Consider the following 23,224-nt stretch of genomic DNA (forward strand, 5'->3'; position numbering starts at 1 on the left):
TGGTGCCGCCGCCCCGACAATGTCGTGCGTCGGGGCAAGAATATGATTAACGCTCGTCTCTGACGAGCCTTACGGAAGCATGTCACTATGGCTACAATTCATGTAGACGGTAAAGAGTATGATGTGAACGGAGCGGACAACCTGCTACAGGCATGTCTCTCTCTGGGCCTTGATATTCCTTACTTTTGCTGGCATCCGGCGCTGGGAAGCGTTGGGGCCTGCCGCCAGTGTGCGGTAAAGCAATTCCAGAATGCCGAAGATACCCGCGGCCGTCTTGTCATGTCCTGCATGACGCCGGCCTCTGACGGCACATTCATCTCCATCGATGATGGCGAAGCGAAAGAGTTCCGCGAAAGCGTGGTGGAGTGGCTGATGACCAACCACCCGCACGACTGTCCGGTGTGTGAAGAGGGCGGTAACTGTCACCTGCAGGATATGACAGTAATGACCGGCCACAGCTTCCGCCGCTATCGCTTCACCAAACGTACCCACCGTAATCAGGATCTCGGCCCGTTCATCTCCCATGAGATGAACCGCTGTATCGCCTGTTACCGCTGCGTGCGTTACTACAAAGATTATGCCGATGGCAAGGATCTGGGTGTCTACGGCGCACACGACAACGTCTACTTCGGTCGTCCGGAAGATGGCACGCTGGAGAGCGAATTCTCCGGTAACCTGGTTGAAATCTGCCCGACTGGCGTCTTCACCGATAAAACGCACTCCGAACGCTATAACCGTAAATGGGATATGCAGTTTGCGCCGAGCATCTGCCAGCAGTGCAGTGTGGGCTGTAACACCAGCCCGGGTGAGCGTTATGGTGAGTTACGCCGTATCGAAAACCGTTATAACGGCACCGTAAATCACTATTTCCTGTGTGACCGTGGCCGCTTTGGCTATGGCTACGTGAACCGTAAAGATCGCCCACGCCAGCCGATGCTGCTGCGCGGCAACGACTGGGTGACGCTGAACGCAGAGCAGGCGGTCAATGCCGGTGCAGATTTGCTGCGTCAGGCGAAAAAAGTGATCGGTATCGGCTCGCCGCGCGCCAGCATCGAAAGTAACTTCGCGCTGCGTGAACTGGTCGGTGCAGAGAACTTCTCTACCGGCATGCCAGCGGGCGAGCAGGCCCGGCTTGAACTGATGCTGAAAATTCTGCGTGAGGGCGGTATCTATACGCCATCGCTGCGTGAAATTGAAAGCTACGATGCGGTGCTGGTGCTGGGCGAAGATCTGACCCAGGTTGGCGCACGCGTGGCGCTGTCAGTGCGTCAGGCCGTGAAAGGCAAAGCGCGCGACATGGCTGCCGCTCAGAAAGTGGCAGACTGGCAGATCGCCGCGATCCTGAACATCGGTCAGAATGCGAAACATCCGCTGTTTATCACTAACGTCGATGAAACCCGTCTGGATGATATCGCGGCATGGAGCTATCGCGCACCGGTTGAAGATCAGGCGCGTCTCGGTTTCGCTATCGCCAGTGCGCTGGATGAAACTGCCCCGGCGGTGACCGATTTCGACAGCAAACTGAACGGCAAAATGGATGTCATCGTGCAGGCGCTGGCCGGCGCGAAAAAACCGTTAATTATTTCCGGGACCCATTCCGGCAGCAGCGCGATGATCGAAGCGGCTGCCAACGTGGCCAAAGCGCTCAAAGCGCGCGGTGCCGACGTCGGGATTACGCTGCTGGCGGGACACGCCAACAGCGTGGGTCTTGGCCTGATGGGCGGCAATCCTCTGGAGAGCGCGCTGGAGCAACTGAGCAACGGTGAAGCCGATGCGCTGGTGGTACTGGAAAATGACCTCTATCGCCATGCACCGAAAGCGCTGGTTGATGCGGCGCTGGCCCAGACCACTAACGTGATTGTGGTTGATCATCAGCGCACCGCGACGCTGGAGAAAGCGGGTCTGGTGTTATCAACCGCCAGCTTCGCCGAAAGTGATGGCACCTCGATCAACCATGAAGGCCGCGCACAGCGTTTCTTCCAGGTTTACGATCCTTCTTACTATGACAACAACGTAGTGATGCTGGAGAGCTGGCGCTGGCTGCATTCGCTGCACAGCACGCTGGAAAGCCGTCACGTCGACTGGACGCAGCTGGACCACGTGATCGATGCGGTGGTCAGTCATCTGCCACAGCTGGCCGGAATCAAGGATGCGGCACCGGATGCCAGCTTCCGTATTCGCGGACAGAAACTGTCGCGTTCACCGCACCGTGCCAGTGGCCGTACCGCGGCGCGCGCCAATATCAGCGTGCACGAACCGCGTCAGCCGCAGGATCAGGACACGATGTTCGCCTTCTCAATGGAAGGGAACAACCAGCCAGGCGCACCGCGTTCGCAGATTCCGTTTGCCTGGGCACCGGGCTGGAACTCACCGCAGGCGTGGAACAAGTTCCAGGTTGAAGTGGGCGGCAAACTGCGTAATGGCGATCCGGGTGTACGGCTGTTTGAAGCCAGCGCAGCCAGTCTGCCCTGGTTCAGCAACGTTCCGGCGGCATTCGTCAGTGAAGCGCAGTGGCGCGTGGCCCCTCTCTACCAGCTGTTTGGTAGCGAAGAGATGTCACAGCGTTCACCGGTCTTCCAGCAGCGTATGGCACCGCCTGCACTGGTGATTAACCCGGAAGATGCAGCGAAGCTGGGCGTCAACAATGGCGCGGCGGTTGAGTTCATCTGTGCCGGTGAGACAGTGCGTCTGCCGGTCCGTTTCTCGGCGTCACTGCAGGCGGGACAGATTGGTCTGCCGCTGGGCATGCCGGGCGTTCCGCCATTCCTGGCGAACGGTAAAATCGACACTCTGCAGGAGGCGGCGCAATGAGCTGGTTAACACCGGACGTTATCGACATTCTGCTGGCCATTGTTAAAGCCATCGTGATTCTGCTGGTGGTTGTGGCCTGCGGCGCGTTCATGAGCTTCGCCGAGCGTCGTCTGCTCGGCCTGTTCCAGAACCGTTACGGACCAAACCGCGTAGGCTGGGGCGGCTCGCTCCAGCTGGTAGCGGACATGATCAAAATGTTCTTTAAAGAGGACTGGGTTCCGCCGTTTACCGACCGCTTTATCTTTACCCTTGCGCCGGTTATCGCCTTTGTTTCACTGCTGCTGGCCTTTGCTATCGTGCCGGTTTCGCCAACCTGGATGGTGACAGACCTGAATATCGGTCTGCTGTTCTTCCTGATGATGGCGGGCCTTGCGGTCTACGCGGTGCTGTTTGCCGGCTGGTCGAGTAATAACAAATACTCGCTGCTGGGTGCGATGCGCGCCTCGGCGCAGACCCTGAGCTACGAAGTGTTCCTGGGTCTGTCGCTGATGGGCGTGGTAGCGCAGGCGGGCTCGTTCAATATGAACGATATCGTCAACAGCCAGACGCACCTGTGGAACATCATTCCGCAGTTCTTCGGTTTCGTGACCTTCTGTATTGCTGGCGTGGCGGTGTGTCACCGTCATCCGTTTGACCAGCCAGAAGCGGAGCAGGAACTGGCGGACGGTTATCACATCGAATATGCCGGTATGAAGTTCGGCCTGTTCTTTGTCGGCGAATATGTGGCGATCACCACCGTTTCAGCGCTGATTGTGACGCTGTTCTTTGGTGGCTGGCACGGCCCATTCCTGCCGCCGTTCATCTGGTTCGCCCTGAAAACGGCGTTCTTTATGATGATGTTCATCCTGATTCGTGCTGCGCTTCCGCGCCCACGCTACGACCAGGTGCTGTCATTCGGCTGGAAAGTGTGTCTGCCGTTGACGCTGTTGAACCTGCTGGCGACTGCCGCAGTGATTCTCTACACAGCGCCGTAAGGGGTTAACAAATGACTTTGAAAGATATTGTCGTAGGCTTTGGCACGACAGTTCGCAGTATCTGGCTGATCGGGCTGCACGCCTTCGCCAAACGTGAAACTCAGATGTATCCGGAAGAGCCGGTTTATCTGCCACCCCGCTATCGTGGCCGTATCGTATTAACCCGCGATCCGGATGGTCAGGAGCGTTGCGTCGCCTGTAACCTGTGTGCGGTTGCCTGCCCGGTTGGCTGTATCTCGCTGCAGAAAGCCGAAACCAAAGATGGCCGCTGGTATCCGGAGTTCTTCCGCATCAACTTCTCACGCTGCATCTTCTGCGGCATGTGTGAGGAAGCCTGTCCAACCACGGCGATTCAGCTGACCCCCGATTTCGAACTGGGTGAGTTTAAGCGTCAGGATCTGGTGTATGAGAAGGACGATCTGCTGATTTCGGGGCCGGGTAAATATCCGGAGTACAACTTCTACCGCATGGCAGGTATGGCGATTGACGGTAAAGATAAGGGCGAAGCAGAAAACGAAGCGAAGCCTATCGACGTCAAAGGCTTATTACCTTAAGGAGCAAGGCATGGAATTTGCGTTTTATCTTTGCGGACTGGTGGCGGTGCTGACGACGTTGCGCGTCATTACCCACACTAATCCGGTACATGCGTTGCTGTACCTGATCGTTTCGCTGTTATCGATCGCGGGCGTCTTCTTCTCTATGGGAGCCTATTTTGCCGGTGCGCTGGAGATCATCGTCTACGCCGGTGCCATTATGGTGTTGTTCGTCTTCGTGGTCATGATGCTGAACTTAGGCAAGCAGACCGAGAAGCAGGAGCGTGAGTGGCTCAGCCCGTCACTGTGGATTGGCCCGGGTATCGTCTCGTTGCTGCTGCTGGTCGTAATGGTCTACGCCATCCTGACCGCCAACGATCAGGGCATCGATGGCACCATCATCGACGCCAAAGCGGTCGGCATCAGCCTGTTTGGTCCTTACGTACTGGCGGTTGAACTGGCCTCAATGCTGCTGCTGGCGGGTCTGGTCGTGGCGTTCCATATCGGTCGTGAAGAGCGTCAGGGCGAAGTCCTGAGTAACCGTAATGCTGACGCCGCTCAGGTGAAAAAGGAGAACGCATGATCCCGTTACAACATGGATTGATTCTTGCTGCCGTGCTGTTTGTCCTTGGACTGACGTCGCTGGTAATACGCCGCAATCTGCTGTTTATGCTGATCGGCCTTGAAATCATGATCAACGCCGCCGCCTTAGCCCTGGTGGTTGCCGGGAGCTATTGGGGTCAGGCCGATGGACAGGTGATGTATATCCTGGCGATCAGCCTGGCGGCAGCGGAAGCCAGTATTGGTCTGGCACTGCTGCTTCAGCTCTATCGTCGTCGTCAGACGCTGAACATTGATACTGTGAGCGAGATGCGCGGATGAATCTTCTCTATTTAACTGTCTTGTTTCCGCTGATCGGCTTTCTGCTGTTAGCGTTTTCGCGCGGTCGCTGGTCAGAGAACCTGTCGGCCACGATTGGTATGGGATCCGTGGGTCTGGCGGCCCTGACCACGGCGATGGTCGGTTTTGACTTCTTCGCCAACGGTCAGCAAGCCTACACGCAGGCGCTCTGGACCTGGATGCATGTCGGCAACTTCGACATGAAGGTGAACCTGACGCTGGATGGCCTGTCGCTGACCATGCTGTCTGTCGTGACCGGTGTCGGTTTCTTCATTCACATGTTCGCCTCCTGGTACATGCGTGGAGAAGAGGGCTACTCCCGCTTCTTCGCCTACACCAACCTGTTTATCGCCAGCATGGTTGTTCTGGTGCTGGCCGATAACCTGATGCTGATGTATCTGGGCTGGGAAGGGGTAGGCCTCTGCTCTTATCTGCTGATCGGTTTCTACTACAGCAATCCGGAAAACGGCAAAGCGGCGATGAAAGCGTTCATCATTACCCGCGTGGGCGACGTCTTCCTGGCATTTGGTCTGTTCATCCTCTACAACGAGCTGGGCACGCTGAACTTCCGCGAGATGATGGAGCTGGCACCTGCGCACTTTGCCGCAGATAACCATATGCTGCAGTGGGCAACGCTGATGCTGCTGGGTGGCGCGGTCGGTAAATCGGCTCAGCTGCCGTTACAGACCTGGCTGGCAGATGCGATGGCTGGTCCGACACCGGTTTCGGCACTGATCCACGCCGCGACCATGGTGACAGCAGGTGTCTACCTGATTGCCCGTAGCCACGGTCTCTTCCTGCTGACGCCGGAAGTGCTGCATCTGGTCGGGATTATCGGGGCGATAACCCTGGTGCTGGCAGGCTTTGCCGCGCTGGTACAGACCGACATCAAACGTGTTCTCGCTTACTCCACCATGAGCCAGATTGGCTACATGTTCCTGGCGCTGGGTGTTCAGGCGTGGGATGCGGCGATTTTCCATCTGATGACGCACGCCTTCTTTAAAGCGTTGCTGTTCCTCTCTTCGGGTTCAGTGATTCTGGCCTGCCATCACGAGCAGAACATTTTCAAAATGGGTGGCCTGCGTAAGAGCATTCCGCTGGTCTACACCTGCTTCCTGGTGGGCGGCGCGGCGCTGGCGGCACTGCCGCTGATTACGGCGGGCTTCTACAGTAAAGATGAGATCCTGTTTGGCGCACTGGCTAACGGTCACATCAACCTGATGGTTGCGGGTCTGGTGGGGGCGTTCCTGACCTCTATCTATACCTTCCGTATGATCTTCATCGTGTTCCACGGCGAAGAGAAAATTCATGCGCACGCCGGTAAGGGCATTACCCATCATCTGCCGCTGATTGTGCTGCTGCTGCTCTCCACCTTTATTGGTGCGCTGATCACGCCGCCGCTGGCAGGTGTACTGCCAGCCAATGAGTTCGGTGAAGCGGGCAAAGTGGGACTTGAAATCACCTCGGGCGTTGTAGCGATTGTCGGCATTCTGATCGCTGCCGCGCTGTGGCTGGGCAAACGTGAGCTGGTTACCCGTATCGCAAACAGTGCACCAGGCCGTTTCTTCGGCACCTGGTGGTTTGCGGCCTGGGGCTTCGACTGGCTCTACGATAAAGTGTTCGTCAAACCTTATCTGGGTATTGCGTGGCTGCTGAAGCGCGACCCACTGAATGGCCTGATGAACCTGCCTGCGCTGCTGTCACGTATTGCCAACAAAGGCCTGGTAGTCAGTGAGAATGGCTACCTGCGCTGGTACGTTGCGTCAATGAGCGTGGGCGCCGTGCTGGTGCTGGCTCTGCTGCTGGTGATTTAAAGATTGATGAGCGGGGCAGGTTAGCTAATCTGCCCATTGAGAATGTCAAAAATTGTCCTGAGCAAGGGCGTTATCGTCGCGGCTAGTTTGGTTACCGCCAGCGCACAGCAACCGGAGCATACCGAGGTATGTGAGGATTGCGAGCACTGCCGGGAGCCAAAATGGCAAGTAAGATAGCCCGAACTAAGACAAAGAAAAGGGAAGTGTGCCGTGTTATTACCTTGGCTAATTATCATACCCTTCGTCGGTGGTCTGATCTGCTGGCTCACTGAGCGCCTCGGCGCGAAGGTGCCACGCTGGATCGCACTGATCACTATGGGGCTGACGTTGGCGCTTTCACTGCAACTCTGGTTGCAGGGAGGCTATTCACTGACGCAGGCAGCGGGCATTCCGCAGTGGCAGTCAAGTTTCTCCGTTCCGTGGATCCCACGCTTCGGCATCAGCTTCCATTTAGCCATTGATGGCCTGTCGCTGCTGATGGTGGTGCTGACCGGCCTGCTCGGTCTGATGGCGGTGCTCTGTTCCTGGAATGAGATTTCAAAGTATCAGGGCTTCTTCCACCTGAACCTGATGTGGATCCTGGGCGGCGTAATCGGTGTTTTCCTCTCCATCGACCTGTTCCTGTTCTTCTTCTTCTGGGAAATGATGCTGGTGCCGATGTACTTCCTCATCGCGCTCTGGGGTCATAAAGCATCGGACGGCAAAACCCGTATTTCCGCCGCGACCAAATTCTTCATCTACACCCAGGCTTCAGGTCTGGTGATGCTGATTGCGATTCTGGGCCTGGTGTTTGTCCACTACAACGCGACTGGCGTCTGGACATTCAACTACGAACAGCTGCTGCAGACCCCAATGTCGAGCGGTGTTGAATATCTGCTGATGCTGGGCTTCTTTATCGCCTTTGCGGTGAAGATGCCGGTGGTACCGTTGCACGGCTGGCTGCCGGATGCGCACAGCCAGGCGCCAACGGCTGGTTCTGTCGACCTGGCGGGTATCCTGCTGAAAACCGCAGCTTACGGTTTACTGCGTTTCAGTCTGCCACTGTTCCCGAATGCGTCAGCCGAGTTTGCGCCAATCGCCATGTGGTTAGGCATCATCGGTATCTTCTACGGTGCCTGGATGGCCTTCTCGCAGACTGATATCAAACGTCTGATTGCTTACACCTCGATTTCGCACATGGGCTTTGTGCTGATTGCCATCTACACCGGCAGCCAGCTGGCGCTGCAGGGCGCGGTGATTCAGATGATTGCGCACGGTCTCTCCGCTGCAGCACTCTTCATTCTGTGTGGTCAGCTGTATGAGCGTCTGCATACTCGTGATATGCGTCAGATGGGTGGCCTGTGGTCGCGCATCAAATGGATTCCGGGTCTGTCGCTGTTCTTTGCTGTTGCCAACCTCGGTATGCCAGGCACCGGTAACTTCGTCGGCGAATTTATGATTCTGACCGGCAGCTTCCAGGTGGTGCCGATGATTATCATCATCGCGACCTTTGGTCTGGTGTTTGCCTCGATTTACTCGCTGGTGATGATGCAGCGCGCTTATTACGGCGAAGCGAAATCGAAAGATCCGCTGCCAGGCATGTCACCGCGTGAGTTTATGACCATCGGTGTTCTGGTGGTGCTGCTGGTGCTGCTGGGCGTCTATCCACAGCCGATTCTGGATACTTCGCACGCTGCCATGAGCAATATTCAGCAGTGGTTTACCGCTTCAATTTCAACTACAAGGCCGTAATTCGCCATGACAATAACTCCTCACCAATTGATTGCGTTGCTACCGCTGTTAATCGTCGGATTGACGGTGGTGGTTGTGATGCTGTCCATTGCCTGGCGACGCAACCACTTCGTTAACGCCACGCTAACGGTAGTTGGCCTGAACCTGGCGCTGCTCTCGCTGTACTTTGTCGGTCAGGTCGGAGCGATGGATGTCACGCCGCTGCTGCGCGTCGATGGCTATTCGATGTTCTATACCGCGCTGGTCATGCTGGCGAGTCTGGCGACCTGTACCTTTGCCTATCCATGGCTGGCAGGCTTCCCGGACAACAAAGATGAGTTCTACCTGCTGGTGCTGATTGCGGCACTTGGTGGCATCGTGCTGGCCAGTGCTAACCATCTGGCTTCGCTGTTCATCGGCATTGAGCTGCTTTCGCTGCCGCTGTTTGGTCTGATTGGTTACGCCTTCCGCCAGAAACGTTCACTGGAAGCCGCGCTGAAGTACACCATTCTTTCGGCGGCGGCCTCGTCGTTCCTGCTGTTTGGTATTGCGCTGATCTACGCCGACTCCGGTAACCTGAGCTTTGTGGCGCTGGGCCAGAGCCTGACTGACAGCATGATCCACGAGCCGTTGCTGCTGGTGGGTCTGGGTATGATGATTATCGGTCTGGGCTTTAAGCTCTCACTGGTTCCGTTCCACCTCTGGACCCCCGATGTTTATCAGGGTGCGCCTGCGCCGGTTTCAACCTTCCTGGCCACCGCCAGCAAGATTGCTATCTTCGGTGTCATCATGCGTCTGTTTATGTATGCGCCGGTGACCGACAGCGAAGCGGTGCGCACAGTGCTGGCCATGATCGCCTTCGTGTCGATTCTGTTCGGTAACCTGATGGCGATTTCGCAGAGCAACATCAAGCGTCTGCTGGGTTACTCCTCTATCGCCCACCTCGGTTATCTGCTGGTGGCGCTGATTGCGGTGAAAGATCATCAGCTGTCGCTGGAAACGTCGGGCGTTTACCTGGCCGGTTATCTGTTTAGCAGCCTGGGTGCCTTTGGTGTGGTGAGTCTGATGTCCAGCCCGTATCGTGGCCCGGATGCTGACTCGCTCTACTCCTACCGCGGTCTGTTCTGGCATCGTCCTATTCTGTCAGCGGTGATGACGGTGATGATGCTGTCACTGGCGGGTATCCCGATGACGCTGGGCTTTATCGGTAAATTTTATGTTATCGCTTCAGGCGTCAGTGCGCACCTGTGGTGGCTCACCGGTGCTGTAGTCGCGGGTAGTGCGATTGGCCTCTACTACTATCTGCGCGTGACGGTGAGTCTCTACCTCAGCCCGCCGGAACTGCATACCCGTGATACCCCGGCTAACTGGGCATTTACGGCCGGTGGTGTGGTGGTACTGATCTCTGCCATTCTGGTGCTGCTGTTAGGGGTTTACCCGCAGCCGCTGATCAGACTGGTGCAGATGGCTCAGCCGCTGATGTAAGCGCGTTGCTGCGACTGACGAATCAGGCCTCCGGGCCTGATTTTTTTTTGCCTGTAAGAGAGTGTCTCCAGCAGGTGCTGGCGACACCGCGCTGATGTAGAGTGTGTGGTTTAAAGGAGATACCATGGACATTAACTGGCAGGATAAACACCATAGCGAACTGACCCCCTCACAGCTCTATGCACTGCTGGCGTTGCGCAGTGCCGTGTTTGTGGTGGAACAGCAGTGCGCTTACCTTGATGTGGATGGCAAAGATTTGCAGGCGGAAAACCGGCATCTGCTGGGAATGGCGGATGACCAGCTGGTGGCCTATGCGCGACTGCTCTCCCCGGAGGATGAGACCAGCCCGGTGAAAATCGGACGGGTGATTGTTTCAGATCGGGTTCGTGGTGCGCGGCTGGGGAATCGTCTGATGGAGCAGGCAATCAACAGTTGTCAGCAGCACTGGCCGGGCCGCGATCTGTTTCTCTCCGCGCAGGCGCATCTGGAAAGTTTCTATGGGCAGCATGGCTTTGTCGCGGTGGGGGAGAACTACCTGGAAGATGGGATCCCTCACGTTGATATGCTGAAGAACGCGCCATAAAAAAGGCGAGGCCTGAGCCTCGCCTTTTTTACATCAACCCACCGTCATCTGGCGGTCGTCGACATATTTACGCTGATCCGGCGCAGGCGGGAAATATTGATAGAGCCAGGTTTCACTCAGCGTCTCATCTTTGCTGCGCAGGAACAGACGCATCTCTACCGGCTCGGTGGAATCGCTGTTCGGATACCAGTCAAACAGGATGCGATAGCCCTTAAGCGGATCGACATACAGAATCTCAACCTGCTTCACGCTGCCGGATGAAACGGTAATCACCGGCTCAATCCCTTTCGGCGCAGCAGCCTGCAGATCGCCACCAATAAAATCGATGGCGAAGCGGCGGCACCAGGTTTCCGGGAAGTGTTCGCCTGGCGCCCAGCCTTCCGGGAAACCACCGATACCGGTACGGGTTGCATCCACGCGCGCCAGACCGCTACGCACCGGCGGCAGACCACTCCAGTAAAGCTTGTAGGAGAAGTTCAGCTCGCTGCCCGCTTTGACCGGCTCAGCCGGTTGCCAGAAGCAGACCACGTTATCCAGCGTTTCACCCGTGGTCGGGATCTCCATCAGGTTGATCGCGCCTTTGCCCCACTTACCGACCGGCTCAACCCACAGGCTGGGACGTTTGTCATACCAGCCAATCACATCCTGATAATCTTTGAAGTCGTGATTAAGCTGCAGCAGGCCAAACCCACGCGGATTCTCATCTTCATAGGCGTTGAACTGCAGACGCTGAGGATTATTCAGCGGGCGGGCAATCCATTCGCCTTTACCGGTCCACATCGCCAGACGATCGGAGTCATGGATCTGCGGATGGTAAGTGTTACACATACGGCGTTCGTTGGTGCCGCAGCTGAACATACTGGTCATTGGCGAGATGCCAATCTGACGGATCTCTTTACGGGCAAACAGGTGGTTTTCCACCTCCATCACCACGCGTTTCTCTTCGCAATGGATGATGAATTTATAAGCACCGGTGACGCTGGCACCATCCAGCAGGGCGTAGCAGGTAAAGGTGGTATCTTCCGCTTTTGGCGTTTCAAACCAGAAGGCGGTGAAATCGGGAAACTCTTCCTGGCCATTGCTGAAGGTGTTGATCGCTACGCCACGCGCCGAGAGGCCGTACTGGAAAGTATCGTCAACGGCACGGAAGTAGCTTGCGCCAAGGAAGGAGACGATGTCGCGACGGGCCAGTTCCGGTTTTTTAAAGGCGCGGAACCCGGCGAAGCCGAGGTCAGTTTTGCCCTCCAGTTGCTTCGTATCGACCCTGGCGTCGTTGTAGTTGAACAATTCGGGACGGAAGTGAATTTCGCGTGCTTCGCGACTCTCACCGTCAACAGAGAACATGCGGATGCGCCGCTTGAAGCCCATACCGACATGGAAGAACTGAACGTCCAGTTGACGATCGGGCAGGTTGTTCCAGAGTGAGTGGTTGGCGTCATACTGAATTTCGTTGTACGCCTGCGGGGTCAGTGTGGCCAGCGTCTCCGGCAGCGCGCCCGGTGCTCCGCCCCAGGGTTTTTTCGCCAGCGCAGCCGCGTTTTTCTTCAATACGTCGAAATCGAAGCGTACGGCGGTTCCGTCAGCAATGCCATCTTCTGCCCATGCGGATTGCGCAAACAGCGTTGACAGGCCGGTCATGCCGCTGACGGCGGAGAAGGCCATTGACGCTTTCATAAACATTCTTCGATTCATGCCAGAGATTATTCCTTAGCTGTTCGAGGGTGTCGTGACTGTCGTGCAAAATGCACTTTCATGGCCCGATAATCACAGGCAACAGAGGGGTACGACAGTAGGGTTACTGGAAAATTCAGTCACGACAAAATTTATCAGATTAATCAAAGAAGCGAAGCGAAATTCCGCGGTTGCCGCTGCGTCTTACACTTCTTTGCGTAGCGAAACGGCGCACAGCCTGCACTGAGCAAGATTAACAGATGAAAAATCAGGTGATTCCTGGAGCAGGAAATCAGCAGAGCGCCAGATTATGACTATAGTTAATGAACTGCTTTGCAATTCACACGGAGGAAACGATGGTAAATCAGACAAATCAATTCGAAACGGGCCTCGATGACGATATTGCGTTACTGACTGAAACGCTGGAAGAAGTTCTTAAGGCATCAGGTGATCCGGCCGATCAGAAGTACATTGAGCTTAAAAGCAAAGCCGAACAGGCGCTGAACGATGTGAAATCCCGTGTCAGCCAGGCGTCCGATAGCTACTACTATCGCGCTAAACAAGCGGCTTACCGTGCAGACGACTACGTGCACGAAAAACCGTGGCAGGGTGTCGGTATCGGCGCAACAGCCGGTCTGGTACTTGGTCTGCTGCTGGCGCGTCGTTAATCGCGACTTGCTGACTCAGTTGTAGCAGACAACAGTAATAAAAAAGCGGCGGGGCAATCCCGCCGTTTTTATTGGTTTTTAACTCCCTGAACACCTTCACCTCCCTTTATCCTGCTTCACCCTCGCTATCTTTATGTGCAACGTGCCTGAGACGCAATGGTCACAATCCCTGGTGATGCCGATTGTGTCTGGCGGGAGGAGTTCGTACAGTAAAGCAAACGTGAAAAGGAGAACTCAACGTGATTAGAGTAGAGATGCTGTCGACCGGGGATGAGGTGCTGCATGGCCAAATCGTCGATACCAACGCAGCCTGGCTGGCGGATATGTTGTTCCAGCAAGGGTTGCCTATGACCAGCCGTACCACGGTAGGAGATTCACTCGAATCGCTAATCGCCACGCTACAGGCGCGCAGCCATGAGGCAGATGTGCTGATTGTGAATGGCGGTCTGGGGCCGACCAGTGACGATCTCAGTGCGCTGGCAGCCGCCAGAGCCTGTGGCGTTGAGCTTGAGGTGCAGCAGGAGTGGCTGGAACAGATGGAAGCCTGGTTCGCCAGCCGGGGACGCGTGATGGCGGCCAGCAATCGCAAGCAGGCGGAAATCCCGGCCAATGCGGAGCTGATTGATAATCCGGTCGGTACCGCCTGTGGCTTTGCCCTGCAACTCAATCGCTGCTGGATGTTCTTCACGCCTGGTGTGCCGTCTGAATTTAAAGTGATGGTGGAGCAGCAGATCATCCCCCGTCTGAAAGCGAAATTTTCGCCGCCCGAGCCACCGATTTGTCTGCGGCTGACCACCTTTGGTCGCGGTGAAAGCGATATTGCCGCCGAACTGGAGCCGCTGGCGCTGCCGGAAGGCGTGGTCATGGGATATCGCTCGTCCATGCCGATCATTGAGATCAAGCTCACCGGCCCGGCCAGTCAGCGGGTAGCGATGGAGCAGGTGTGGCAGCAGGTGCGCCTGCAACTGGCGGAGTGCACCATTTTCGAAGGCACCGAAGGCTTACCGGCGCTGCTGGCACGTGAGCTGGAGCAGCGCGGTGAGCAGCTGGCAATCAGTGAGCAATACACCGCCGGACTGCTCTACTGGCAGTTGGCTGGCGCCAGCGTGCCGCTGCGTGGCGCTGACATCCTGCCATCCGGGCAGGAGACGCTGGAGCAGCAGGTGATCCGCACCCGCGAACTTGCTGCACAGCAGCAGGCCGCGCTGGCGCTCTCTGTTGGCAGCCTGGAGCAGGAAGAGATTTCGGTGGCGCTGCATACGCCGGATGGCAGCTTTGGTCAGCGCGTAAAGTTCAGTACCGGTCGCCATAATCTGGAGACGCGGCAGAAGGTGGTGGCAATGATGGCGATGAACATGCTGCGCCGCTGGTTACACGGCAGCGAAGTGAGCACCGGTCACGGCTGGATTGATGTGGTCGAAACTGTCAGACAGTAATATCAGTGAAAATAAAACGGGCGCCTGAGGCGCCCGTTTCGTTTCAGAATACTGACCAACTTAGCCTTGGTGGCTTTTAGATCGAGCCTGCGAAGGGAACACGGTCAGATCGGAAAGACGCAAAAGCGTCATCCCTGACTGCTCGGCCCGCGCGATTACGCACCTCATCCCTGAGGTGCGCCCGTAGCCGGGCCAACGCTTTGCGTTGTTCAAAAACGCTCCCGGCGTTTTTATCCGGGCGGCGGGACGCTTTCCTATTCTGACCGTGTTCCCTGCGCTTCTGGCTGATCAATTGCTGTCAGGTTTACCCGTATTTAACTTGGGCAGCAATCTGACAAACGCCACCTCAGTTATAACTCCAGCTCAATCTCGCCTTTGGCTTTGCAGCAGCAGGGCAGAATCTCATCTTGCTGCACAAAAGCCAGCGGCCGTTGTGGGTAATGCACTTCGCCTTTCAGCAGCCGCATCCGGCAGGAGCCGCAATAACCTTCGCGGCACTGAAACTCCACGCAGAGATTGTTGGCTTCCAGCAGCGTCAGCAGATTGGTATGCTCGTCTGTGCATTCCAGCCGGGTGCCGGAACTGCGCAGAATAACAACGTCGCGGCTCATAATTAAAGCTGGAAGTCGTCGAAGTCGTTAGCGCCTACTTCAGAATCGATCTGACCCACCAGATAGGAGCTCACTTCCACTTCCTGTGGCGCAACCTGAACGTTGTCAGAGACCAGCCAGGAGTTAATCCATGGGATTGGGTTTGAGCGCGTCTGGAACGGCAAATCAAGGCCAACAGCCTGCATACGGATATTGGTGATGTACTCAATGTACTGGCAGAGAATATCTTTGTTCAGGCCGATCATTGAGCCGCCGCTGAACAGATATTCTGCCCACTCTTTCTCCTGCAGCGCTGCTTTCTTAAACAGCTCGAAGCACTCTTCACGGCACTCTGCCGCAATCTCTTTCATCTCCGGATCGTCTTCACCGCTGCGCAGCAGATTCAGCATGTGCTGGGTGCCGGTCAGGTGCAGCGCTTCATCGCGGGCAATCAGCTTGATGATTTTGGCATTGCCTTCCATCAGCTCACGCTCAGCGAACGCGAAGGAACAGGCGAAGCTGACATAGAAACGGATCGCTTCCAGCGCATTGACGCTCATCAGGCAGATATAGAGCTGCTTCTTCAGGGCGCGCAGGCTGACGACAACCGGTTTGCCGTTGACCTGATGCGTGCCTTCACCCAGCTGATGCCAGTAGTTGGTCATCTCAATCAGATCGTCGTAATAGCGTGAGATATCCTGAGCACGCGCCAGAATCTGCTCATTGGTAACGATATCGTCAAAAACTACCGCCGGATCGTTAACAATGTTACGGATGATGTGGGTGTAAGAACGGGAGTGAATCGTCTCTGAGAACGCCCAGGTTTCAATCCAGGTTTCCAGTTCAGGAATCGAGATCAGCGGCAGCAGCGCGACGTTCGGGCTGCGGCCCTGAATCGAATCCAGCAGCGTCTGATACTTCAGGTTGCTGATAAAGATATGTTTTTCATGATCCGGCAGCGCCTGGTAATCGATGCGATCGCGTGAAACGTCGACCTCTTCCGGACGCCAGAAGAAGGAGAGCTGCTTTTCGATCAGCTTTTCAAAGATGTCATATTTTTGCTGGTCGAAGCGCGCCACGTTTACGGACTGACCGAAAAACATCGGCTCTTTCAGCTGATCATTTTTGTTCTGTGAGAAAGTGGAGTAAGCCATAAAAGTTGTCCAAAAGTAGACGAAGCCAGGCCTCGTGAAATGAATGAGGCGGGAGATTCTCCCGCCTGACCATTAGATCTTACAGGCGCCGCTCTCGCAGCCATCATCCTGGATGGAAGGTGCCAGGTCATCCTGCGCATCTTCAGCACCGTCACGGGTGTTTTGATAGTAGAGCGTTTTCACGCCGAACTTATACGCCGTCAGCAGATCTTTCAGCAGCTGTTTCATCGGCACTTTACCGTTGGTGAAGCGCGACGGATCGTAGTTGGTGTTGGACGAAATCGCCTGGTCGATGAATTTCTGCATCAGACCCACCAGTTGCAGGTAGCCGTCGTTGTTCGGCATCTCCCACAGCAGTTCGTACTGATCTTTCAGACGCTCATACTCCGGCACGACCTGACGCAGGATGCCATCTTTCGACGCTTTGATGCTGATGTGGCCGCGCGGAGGCTCAATACCGTTGGTGGCATTGGAGATCTGCGACGAGGTTTCAGACGGCATCAGCGCAGACAGGGTCGAGTTGCGCAGGCCGTGCGTTTTAATCTCTTCACGCAGGCTTTCCCAGTCGAGATGCAGCGGTTCGTTGCTGATCGCGTCCAGATCTTTCTTGTAGGTGTCGATAGGCAGAATGCCCTGCGCATAGGTGGTTTCATTGAACCACGGGCAGGCACCTTGCTCTTTCGCCAGCTCGTTTGAGGCTTTCAGCAGGTAATACTGAATCGCTTCAAAGGTCTTGTGCGTCAGGCCATTGGCGCTGCCATCGGAGTAGCGCACACCATGCTTCGCCAGATAGTAGGCGTAGTTAATGACGCCGATACCCAGGGTACGACGACCCATTGCGCCACGCTGGGCAGCCGGAATCGGGTAGTCCTGATAGTCGAGCAGCGCATCAAGCGCACGTACGGCCAGGGTAGCCAGCTCTTCCAGATCGTCGAGGCTTTCGATGGCGCCGAGGTTGAACGCAGAGAGCGTACACAGGGCAATCTCACCGTTTTCGTCGTTAACATCTTCCAGCGGTTTGGTCGGCAGGGCGATTTCCAGGCAGAGGTTAGACTGGCGAACCGGCGCAATGCTCGGGTCAAACGGGCTGTGGGTGTTGCAGTGATCGACGTTCTGAATGTAGATACGGCCGGTAGAGGCGCGTTCCTGCATCATCAGTGAGAAGAGATCGACCGCTTTAACACGCTGCTTACGGATGCTCTGATCCTGCTCATATTTGGTATAGAGGCGCTCAAACTCATCCTGATTGGCGAAGAATGCGTCATACAGGCCAGGCACGTCAGACGGGCTGAACAGGGTGATATCTTCGCCTTTCAGCAGGCGCTGATACATCAGCTTGTTGAGCTGTACACCATAGTCCATGTGACGCACGCGGTTGCCTTCAACACCACGGTTGTTCTTCAGCACCAGCAGGCTTTCGATTTCCAGATGCCACATCGGGTAGAACAGGGTGGCTGCGCCGCCACGAACGCCGCCCTGAGAACAGGACTTCACCGCGGTCTGGAAATGCTTGTAGAACGGGATACAGCCGGTATGGAACGCTTCACCGCCGCGAATCGGGCTGCCCAGCGCACGGATACGACCGGCGTTGATACCGATGCCGGCACGCTGAGAGACATATTTCACAATCGCGCTGGAGGTGGCGTTGATGGAGTCCAGGCTGTCGCCGCATTCGATCAGCACACAGGAGCTGAACTGACGTGTTGGGGTGCGTACGCCAGACATGATTGGCGTCGGCAGGGAGATTTTAAACGTCGAGATCGCATCATAGAAACGCTTGATGTAATCCATACGCGTGTCGCGCGGGTAGCCGGAGAAGAGGCAGGCGGCGACCAGTATGTAGAGGAACTGCGCGCTTTCGTAGATTTCACCCGAAACGCGGTTCTGCACCAGATATTTGCCTTCCAGCTGCTTCACAGCGGCATAGGAGAAGTTCATGTCACGCCAGTGGTCGAGGAACTCGTCCATCTGCGCAAACTCTTCCTGGCTGTAATCTTCCAGCAGGTGACGATCATATTTGCCCATGTCGACCATCTTAACGACCTGGTCATAGAGCTTTGGCGGCTCAAACTGACCATACGCTTTTTTGCGCAGGTGGAAGATCGCCAGGCGGGCAGCCAGGTACTGATAGTCAGGGGCATCGCGGGAGATGAGGTCTGCTGCGGCCTTGATGATGGTCTCATGAATGTCAGAGGTTCTGATGCCATCATAGAACTGAATGTGAGAGCGCAGCTCAACCTGTGAAACTGAGACGTTGTTCAGCCCTTCAGCTGCCCAGTCCAGCACACGGTGAATTTTGTCGAGATCAATGCGCTCCTGGCGGCCATCGCGTTTAGTAACGAGCAGACTCTGGTTCATGTCGCGTTTTTACCTTTGCGTGAGTATCCAAAAATTAAAAGAAATCCCGGTTTATACACAGCCTATTCATTGTGAATAATGTGTGGATAAACACTACATCTAGGGGGTGATGGGAAAAGCCATAACTACATGGGGGCATATTTTAGTATTTTACGGCCGCTTAACAAGAGCAAAAAATGATGGCTGGAGGGGTTGTAATTCTTGCGAAATTTCTTAGCCCACGCCTTGTAAGGCCTGGCATCATGTCAACCAGATCACACTTTTTTTTCTTATTATGATCGGGCGCGTGTTTCTTATTCAATCCTCAGGATTCAGCAGGAAAAGGGATGAAAAATGGCTAAAAGCCGCTAGCGGGTTGCTGGTCAGCAGAGAATCGGATGCGGTAACGCTGAAGAGGATGGAACCGGGCTGATGTAACCTATTGGCAGACATCAGAATGCCTCTGGCGCGGTGAGTGCTGTGACCGGCACAGGGAGAACGGGCGCAGAAGAGGAGATGCCCGCCCTGATTCAGGCGGGCGGGTCACTCAGACGGCGCGGTGGGTGTGCACCATATAATTCACGTCAGTGCCGGGAGCCAGTTTGAATCGGTTAGTCACCGGGTTGTAATGCAGGCCAATGATGTGGCGTTCACGCAGGGCCGTTTCATCGACCCAGCCCAGCAGTTCGGAAGGACGGATAAATTTCTTCACGTCGTGAGTGCCGCGCGGCAGCATGCGCAACACATATTCCGCACCAAATATCGCCAGCAGCCAGGCTTTTGGATTGCGGTTCAGCGTCGAGAAGAAGACTTCGCCGCCGGGTTTGACCAGCTTCGCACAGGCGTGAACGACTGAGCGCGGATCCGGCACGTGCTCCAGCATCTCCATGCAGGTCACCACATCATATTTTCCGGCGTGCTGCTCCGCATGCTCTTCGACGGTCTGCTGCACGTAGTCCAGCGTCACTCCGCTCTCCAGAGCATGCAGGCGCGCCACGGCCAGCGGTTCCGCGCCCATGTCCAGACCCGTGACCACGGCGCCTTCGCGCGCCATACTTTCGGCTAATATGCCGCCGCCGCATCCGACGTCGAGCACGGTTTTACCGAATAAGCCGTTGCTGTGCTGCGCGATATAGCCCAGGCGCAGCGGGTTAATGCGGTGCAACGGTTTAAATTCACCCTCCAGATCCCACCAGCGCGAGGCAACGGCCTCAAACTTGGCAATTTCCTGCGCATCGACGTTCTGCTGATGATTCTGCGGTTGTGCATTCATTGAATCGTAACTCCTGACAAAATGTGCCCACAGTATAAACGCTTAACCGCAGATGGCACACCTTTCAGGCGCAAGGAAAAGCGGGTGAAATCGGTGGTTAGCGTTCACCAGAGCATTGCAGTGTGATATACTTTCGCACCTTTAAAATCCGGGATTAAGTAGAGGGATAGCGGCTCCATGAGCGACCTTGCGAGAGAAATTACACCGGTCAATATCGAAGAAGAATTAAAAAATTCTTACCTCGGTTACGCCATGTCGGTCATCGTTGGCCGAGCTTTACCCGATGTGCGTGATGGCCTGAAGCCGGTTCATCGTCGCGTACTTTTTGCGATGAGCGTACTGGGTAACGACTGGAACAAACCCTATAAAAAATCTGCCCGCGTCGTCGGTGACGTTATCGGTAAATATCACCCGCATGGTGATTCCGCCGTATACGACACCATTGTACGTATGGCCCAGCCTTTCTCCCTGCGTTACATGCTGGTGGACGGACAAGGCAACTTCGGTTCCATCGACGGCGACTCCGCCGCGGCGATGCGTTATACCGAAATTCGCATGTCGAAAATCGCCCACGACCTGTTAGCTGACCTGGAAAAAGAGACCGTCGATTTCGTACCGAACTACGACGGCACTGAGCAGATCCCTGAAGTTCTGCCGACCAAAATTCCTAACCTGCTGGTGAACGGCTCTTCCGGTATCGCCGTGGGTATGGCAACCAACATTCCGCCGCATAACCTGCGTGAAGTGATTAACGGCTGCCTGGCTTACATTGAAAATGAAGACATCAGCATTGAAGAGCTGATGGAGCACATTCCGGGGCCTGATTTCCCGACCGCCGCTATTATCAATGGTCGCCGTGGCATCGAAGAAGCGTACCGCACCGGACGCGGTAAAATTTATATTCGTGCGCGTGGCGAAGTGGAAGCTGATGCTAAAACGGGCCGCGAGACCATCATCATTCATGAGCTGCCGTATCAGGTTAACAAGGCACGCCTGATTGAGAAGATTGCGGAGCTGGTGAAAGAGAAGCGTGTCGAAGGCATCAGCGCACTGCGCGATGAGTCTGATAAAGACGGCATGCGTATCGTGATTGAGATCAAGCGCGATGCGGTCGGCGAAGTCGTGCTGAATAATCTCTATTCACTGACCCAGCTGCAGACCTCGTTTGGTATCAACATGGTAGCCCTGCATCAGGGTCAGCCGAAGATCATGGCGCTGAAGGAGATTCTGGACGCCTTTGTTCGCCATCGTCGTGAAGTTGTGACGCGTCGTACTATCTTTGAACTGCGTAAAGCACGCGATCGTGCGCATATCCTGGAAGGTCTGGCGATTGCGCTGGCGAATATCGATCCTATCATCGAGCTGATTCGTCGTGCACCAAACCCGGCAGAAGCAAAAGCGGGTCTGATTGCGCAGTCGTGGGATCTCGGTAACGTGTCAGCGATGCTGGAACGTGCTGGTGATGACGCCGCGCGTCCGGAGTGGCTGGATCCACAATATGGCATCCGTGATGGTCAATACTATCTGACCGAGCAGCAGGCTCAGGCGATTCTGGATCTGCGTCTGCAGAAACTGACCGGTCTTGAGCACGAGAAGCTGCTGGATGAGTATAAAGCGCTGCTGGAGCAGATCGCTGAGTTGCTGCGCATTCTGTCGAACGCGGACCGTCTGATGGAAGTGATCCGCGAAGAGCTGGAGCTGATGCGTGATCAGTTCGGTGATGAGCGTCGCACAGAGATTACTGCCAACACGGCTGACATTAATATCGAAGACCTGATCAATCAGGAAGATGTTGTGGTGACATTGTCGCATCAGGGCTATGTGAAGTATCAGCCGCTGACCGACTATGAAGCGCAGCGTCGTGGTGGTAAGGGCAAGTCAGCCGCACGTATCAAAGAAGAGGATTTCATTGATCGTCTGCTGGTCGCCAATACGCATGACACGATTCTTTGCTTCTCCAGCCGTGGCCGTCTCTACTGGATGAAGGTTTACCAGCTGCCGGAAGCAAGCCGTGGCGCACGTGGACGTCCAATCGTCAACCTGCTGCCGCTGGAAGCCAACGAGCGTATTACGGCGATTCTGCCGGTACGTGAGTATACCGAAGGCTTTAATATCTTTATGGCGACCGCGCTCGGTACCGTGAAGAAGACCGCACTGAAAGAGTTCAGCCGTCCACGCAGCGCGGGCATTATTGCCGTGAATCTGCGTGACGACGATGAGCTGATCGGTGTGGCGCTGACCAACGGTAACGATGAAGCGATGCTGTTCTCAGCGGCCGGTAAAGTGGTGCGCTTTGCAGAAACCGCAGTCCGTGCGATGGGCCGTACCGCCTCTGGCGTACGCGGCATCAGGCTGGCTGAAGGCGATCGCGTTGTGTCATTGATTGTGCCGCGTGAAGAGGGTGCAATTATGACCGTGACGCAGAATGGTTACGGCAAGCGTACGGCCAACAGCGAATACCCGACCAAGTCGCGTGCGACTCAGGGTGTTATTTCAATCAAAGTGACCGAACGTAATGGTCCGGTGATTGGCGCCGTTCAGGTCGTTGATGGCGATCAGATTATGATGATCACCGATGCCGGTACGCTGGTGCGTACCCGCGTTTCAGAAGTCAGCGTCGTGGGTCGTAATACCCAGGGTGTGATTCTGATTCGTACCGCAGAGGATGAGAACGTCGTGGGTCTGCAGCGTGTTGCCGAGCCGGTTGAAGAAGAAGAGCTGGATTCAATCGACGGTAGCGTGGCGGAAGGCGAGGAAGATATCGCGCCGGAAGCAGAGAACGACGATGAAGAGATTGCGCCGGAAGCGGATGCAGAAGACGAAGACGACGCGGCTGAAGACGAAGAGTAATTTGTCTGGCGTGAGCTGAAGTTCGTTGCAAAAACGGCAGGTCAGGGGAAACCCGGCCTGCCGTTTTTTTGTGTGTGATGGGGAGGGAGCAGGGAGCTCAGGGCTGGAGGCTGGTTGCTGGTTGCTGGTTGCTGTGAGTTGGGAGCCGCCGAAAGGCCCACTATGCCCGATCGCAAAGGATTCCCGCATCCATGCGGATCGGCCACGCCATCGCGGGCCAGACGCTTTGCTCTTCGGGCACAGCAGGCCTTTCTTGTTGGGGTTGTGATGTCGCTTTGATGGGATGGGCGTGTTGTTTGAGGTCTTAGAGGCGGGTCGGGAAAATGGCTGGTGGCTGTGAGTCGGGAGCCGCCGAAAGGCCCACTATGCCCGATCGCAAAGTATTCCCGCATCCATGCGGATCGGCCACGCCATCGCGGGCCAGACGCTTTGCTC

General features: G+C 55.8%; 17 protein-coding genes. 12 read left to right on the top strand and 5 right to left on the bottom strand.

Annotated features, from left to right (window positions below; genetic code table 11):
- Positions 1-87: 87 nt before the first annotated feature.
- The 9 genes from nuoG (at position 88) to ACXKZD_RS06055 (ending at position 10,810) form a co-directional block, all read left to right on the top strand.
- Complete coding sequence (gene nuoG / locus ACXKZD_RS06015) at positions 88-2,811, top strand: NADH-quinone oxidoreductase subunit NuoG (protein WP_022625073.1); 2,724 nt, start codon at positions 88-90, stop codon at positions 2,809-2,811.
- Positions 2,808-3,785, top strand: coding sequence for an NADH-quinone oxidoreductase subunit NuoH (gene nuoH, locus ACXKZD_RS06020; protein ID WP_003854240.1), 978 nt, complete (start codon positions 2,808-2,810; stop codon positions 3,783-3,785). The genes nuoG and nuoH overlap by 4 nt, the downstream gene beginning before the upstream one ends.
- An 11-nt stretch (positions 3,786-3,796) precedes the next feature.
- Positions 3,797-4,339: an NADH-quinone oxidoreductase subunit NuoI gene (gene nuoI, locus ACXKZD_RS06025; protein ID WP_003854239.1), complete on the top strand. Its 543-nt coding sequence runs from the start codon at positions 3,797-3,799 to the stop codon at positions 4,337-4,339.
- Between the two features lie 10 nt (positions 4,340-4,349).
- Positions 4,350-4,901 carry an NADH-quinone oxidoreductase subunit J gene (gene nuoJ / locus ACXKZD_RS06030; RefSeq protein ID WP_010258075.1) on the top strand — a complete coding sequence of 184 codons (552 nt, stop codon included), beginning with the start codon at positions 4,350-4,352 and terminating at the stop codon, positions 4,899-4,901.
- A complete protein-coding gene (nuoK, locus tag ACXKZD_RS06035; RefSeq protein WP_003854236.1) occupies positions 4,898-5,200 on the top strand; it encodes an NADH-quinone oxidoreductase subunit NuoK in 303 nt (100 codons plus the stop codon). Before nuoJ ends, nuoK begins: the two co-directional genes overlap by 4 nt.
- On the top strand, positions 5,197-7,032 hold the full coding sequence (nuoL, locus tag ACXKZD_RS06040; protein WP_010258078.1) for an NADH-quinone oxidoreductase subunit L: 1,836 nt from the start codon (positions 5,197-5,199) through the stop codon (positions 7,030-7,032). Before nuoK ends, nuoL begins: the two co-directional genes overlap by 4 nt.
- Before the next feature lie 210 nt (positions 7,033-7,242).
- Positions 7,243-8,763 carry an NADH-quinone oxidoreductase subunit M gene (gene nuoM, locus ACXKZD_RS06045; protein WP_010258081.1) on the top strand — a complete coding sequence of 507 codons (1,521 nt, stop codon included), beginning with the start codon at positions 7,243-7,245 and terminating at the stop codon, positions 8,761-8,763.
- A gap of 6 nt (positions 8,764-8,769) precedes the next feature.
- Entirely contained in the window at positions 8,770-10,227 is a 1,458-nt protein-coding gene (gene nuoN / locus ACXKZD_RS06050; protein WP_010258083.1) for an NADH-quinone oxidoreductase subunit NuoN, read from the top strand.
- Between the two features lie 124 nt (positions 10,228-10,351).
- Positions 10,352-10,810, top strand: a complete 459-nt coding sequence (locus ACXKZD_RS06055; RefSeq protein WP_010258085.1) for a GNAT family N-acetyltransferase — start codon at positions 10,352-10,354, stop codon at positions 10,808-10,810.
- A 33-nt stretch (positions 10,811-10,843) separates the two neighbouring features.
- On the opposite strand, the gene ACXKZD_RS06060 is transcribed toward ACXKZD_RS06055, so the two are convergent.
- On the bottom strand, positions 10,844-12,502 hold the full coding sequence (locus ACXKZD_RS06060; protein ID WP_022625071.1) for a glucan biosynthesis protein D: 1,659 nt from the start codon (positions 12,500-12,502) through the stop codon (positions 10,844-10,846).
- A gap of 335 nt (positions 12,503-12,837) precedes the next feature.
- Here ACXKZD_RS06060 and elaB point away from each other — a divergent pair, with 335 nt between their 5' ends.
- Positions 12,838-13,149, top strand: a complete 312-nt coding sequence (gene elaB / locus ACXKZD_RS06065) for a stress response protein ElaB (RefSeq protein WP_010258091.1) — start codon at positions 12,838-12,840, stop codon at positions 13,147-13,149.
- 239 nt (positions 13,150-13,388) lie between these two features.
- Positions 13,389-14,585, top strand: coding sequence for a nicotinamide mononucleotide deamidase-related protein YfaY (locus ACXKZD_RS06070; protein ID WP_124890143.1), 1,197 nt, complete (start codon positions 13,389-13,391; stop codon positions 14,583-14,585).
- Between the two features lie 350 nt (positions 14,586-14,935).
- Here the strand turns inward: ACXKZD_RS06070 and yfaE are convergent, their stop codons facing one another.
- From yfaE to ubiG, 4 genes are all read right to left on the bottom strand, one after another.
- Positions 14,936-15,196: a class I ribonucleotide reductase maintenance protein YfaE gene (gene yfaE, locus ACXKZD_RS06075; protein ID WP_010258095.1), complete on the bottom strand. Its 261-nt coding sequence runs from the start codon at positions 15,194-15,196 to the stop codon at positions 14,936-14,938.
- Positions 15,197-15,198: 2 nt separating this feature from the next.
- Entirely contained in the window at positions 15,199-16,329 is a 1,131-nt protein-coding gene (gene nrdB, locus ACXKZD_RS06080; RefSeq protein WP_010258096.1) for a class Ia ribonucleoside-diphosphate reductase subunit beta, read from the bottom strand.
- A gap of 72 nt (positions 16,330-16,401) precedes the next feature.
- Positions 16,402-18,687: a class 1a ribonucleoside-diphosphate reductase subunit alpha gene (gene nrdA / locus ACXKZD_RS06085; protein WP_010258098.1), complete on the bottom strand. Its 2,286-nt coding sequence runs from the start codon at positions 18,685-18,687 to the stop codon at positions 16,402-16,404.
- Positions 18,688-19,213: 526 nt separating this feature from the next.
- Positions 19,214-19,939: a bifunctional 2-polyprenyl-6-hydroxyphenol methylase/3-demethylubiquinol 3-O-methyltransferase UbiG gene (gene ubiG / locus ACXKZD_RS06090; protein WP_010671459.1), complete on the bottom strand. Its 726-nt coding sequence runs from the start codon at positions 19,937-19,939 to the stop codon at positions 19,214-19,216.
- Positions 19,940-20,116: 177 nt separating this feature from the next.
- On the opposite strand from ubiG, the gene gyrA reads away from it, so the two are divergent.
- The gene (gene gyrA, locus ACXKZD_RS06095) at positions 20,117-22,789 is read left to right on the top strand and encodes a DNA topoisomerase (ATP-hydrolyzing) subunit A (RefSeq protein ID WP_010258103.1); all 2,673 of its coding nucleotides are present in this window, start codon (positions 20,117-20,119) and stop codon (positions 22,787-22,789) included.
- Positions 22,790-23,224 lie beyond the last annotated feature (435 nt).

The sequence above is a fragment of the Pantoea sp. ABR1s genome (assembly GCF_057812235.1).

Bases quoted from the DNA above. Each gene is read 5' to 3' on its own strand.
- ACXKZD_RS06055 (WP_010258085.1), top strand. From the start codon at position 10,352: ATGGACATTAACTGGCAGGATAAACACCATAGCGAACTGACCCCCTCA.
- nuoK (WP_003854236.1), top strand. From the start codon at position 4,898: ATGATCCCGTTACAACATGGATTGATTCTTGCTGCCGTGCTGTTTGTC.
- nuoJ (WP_010258075.1), top strand. From the start codon at position 4,350: ATGGAATTTGCGTTTTATCTTTGCGGACTGGTGGCGGTGCTGACGACG.
- elaB (WP_010258091.1), top strand. From the start codon at position 12,838: ATGGTAAATCAGACAAATCAATTCGAAACGGGCCTCGATGACGATATT.
- nrdB (WP_010258096.1), bottom strand. From the start codon at position 16,329: ATGGCTTACTCCACTTTCTCACAGAACAAAAATGATCAGCTGAAAGAG.
- yfaE (WP_010258095.1), bottom strand. From the start codon at position 15,196: ATGAGCCGCGACGTTGTTATTCTGCGCAGTTCCGGCACCCGGCTGGAA.
- ubiG (WP_010671459.1), bottom strand. From the start codon at position 19,939: ATGAATGCACAACCGCAGAATCATCAGCAGAACGTCGATGCGCAGGAA.
- nuoG (WP_022625073.1), top strand. From the start codon at position 88: ATGGCTACAATTCATGTAGACGGTAAAGAGTATGATGTGAACGGAGCG.
- gyrA (WP_010258103.1), top strand. From the start codon at position 20,117: ATGAGCGACCTTGCGAGAGAAATTACACCGGTCAATATCGAAGAAGAA.
- nuoH (WP_003854240.1), top strand. From the start codon at position 2,808: ATGAGCTGGTTAACACCGGACGTTATCGACATTCTGCTGGCCATTGTT.
- nuoN (WP_010258083.1), top strand. From the start codon at position 8,770: ATGACAATAACTCCTCACCAATTGATTGCGTTGCTACCGCTGTTAATC.
- nuoL (WP_010258078.1), top strand. From the start codon at position 5,197: ATGAATCTTCTCTATTTAACTGTCTTGTTTCCGCTGATCGGCTTTCTG.
- nrdA (WP_010258098.1), bottom strand. From the start codon at position 18,687: ATGAACCAGAGTCTGCTCGTTACTAAACGCGATGGCCGCCAGGAGCGC.
- nuoI (WP_003854239.1), top strand. From the start codon at position 3,797: ATGACTTTGAAAGATATTGTCGTAGGCTTTGGCACGACAGTTCGCAGT.
- ACXKZD_RS06060 (WP_022625071.1), bottom strand. From the start codon at position 12,502: ATGAATCGAAGAATGTTTATGAAAGCGTCAATGGCCTTCTCCGCCGTC.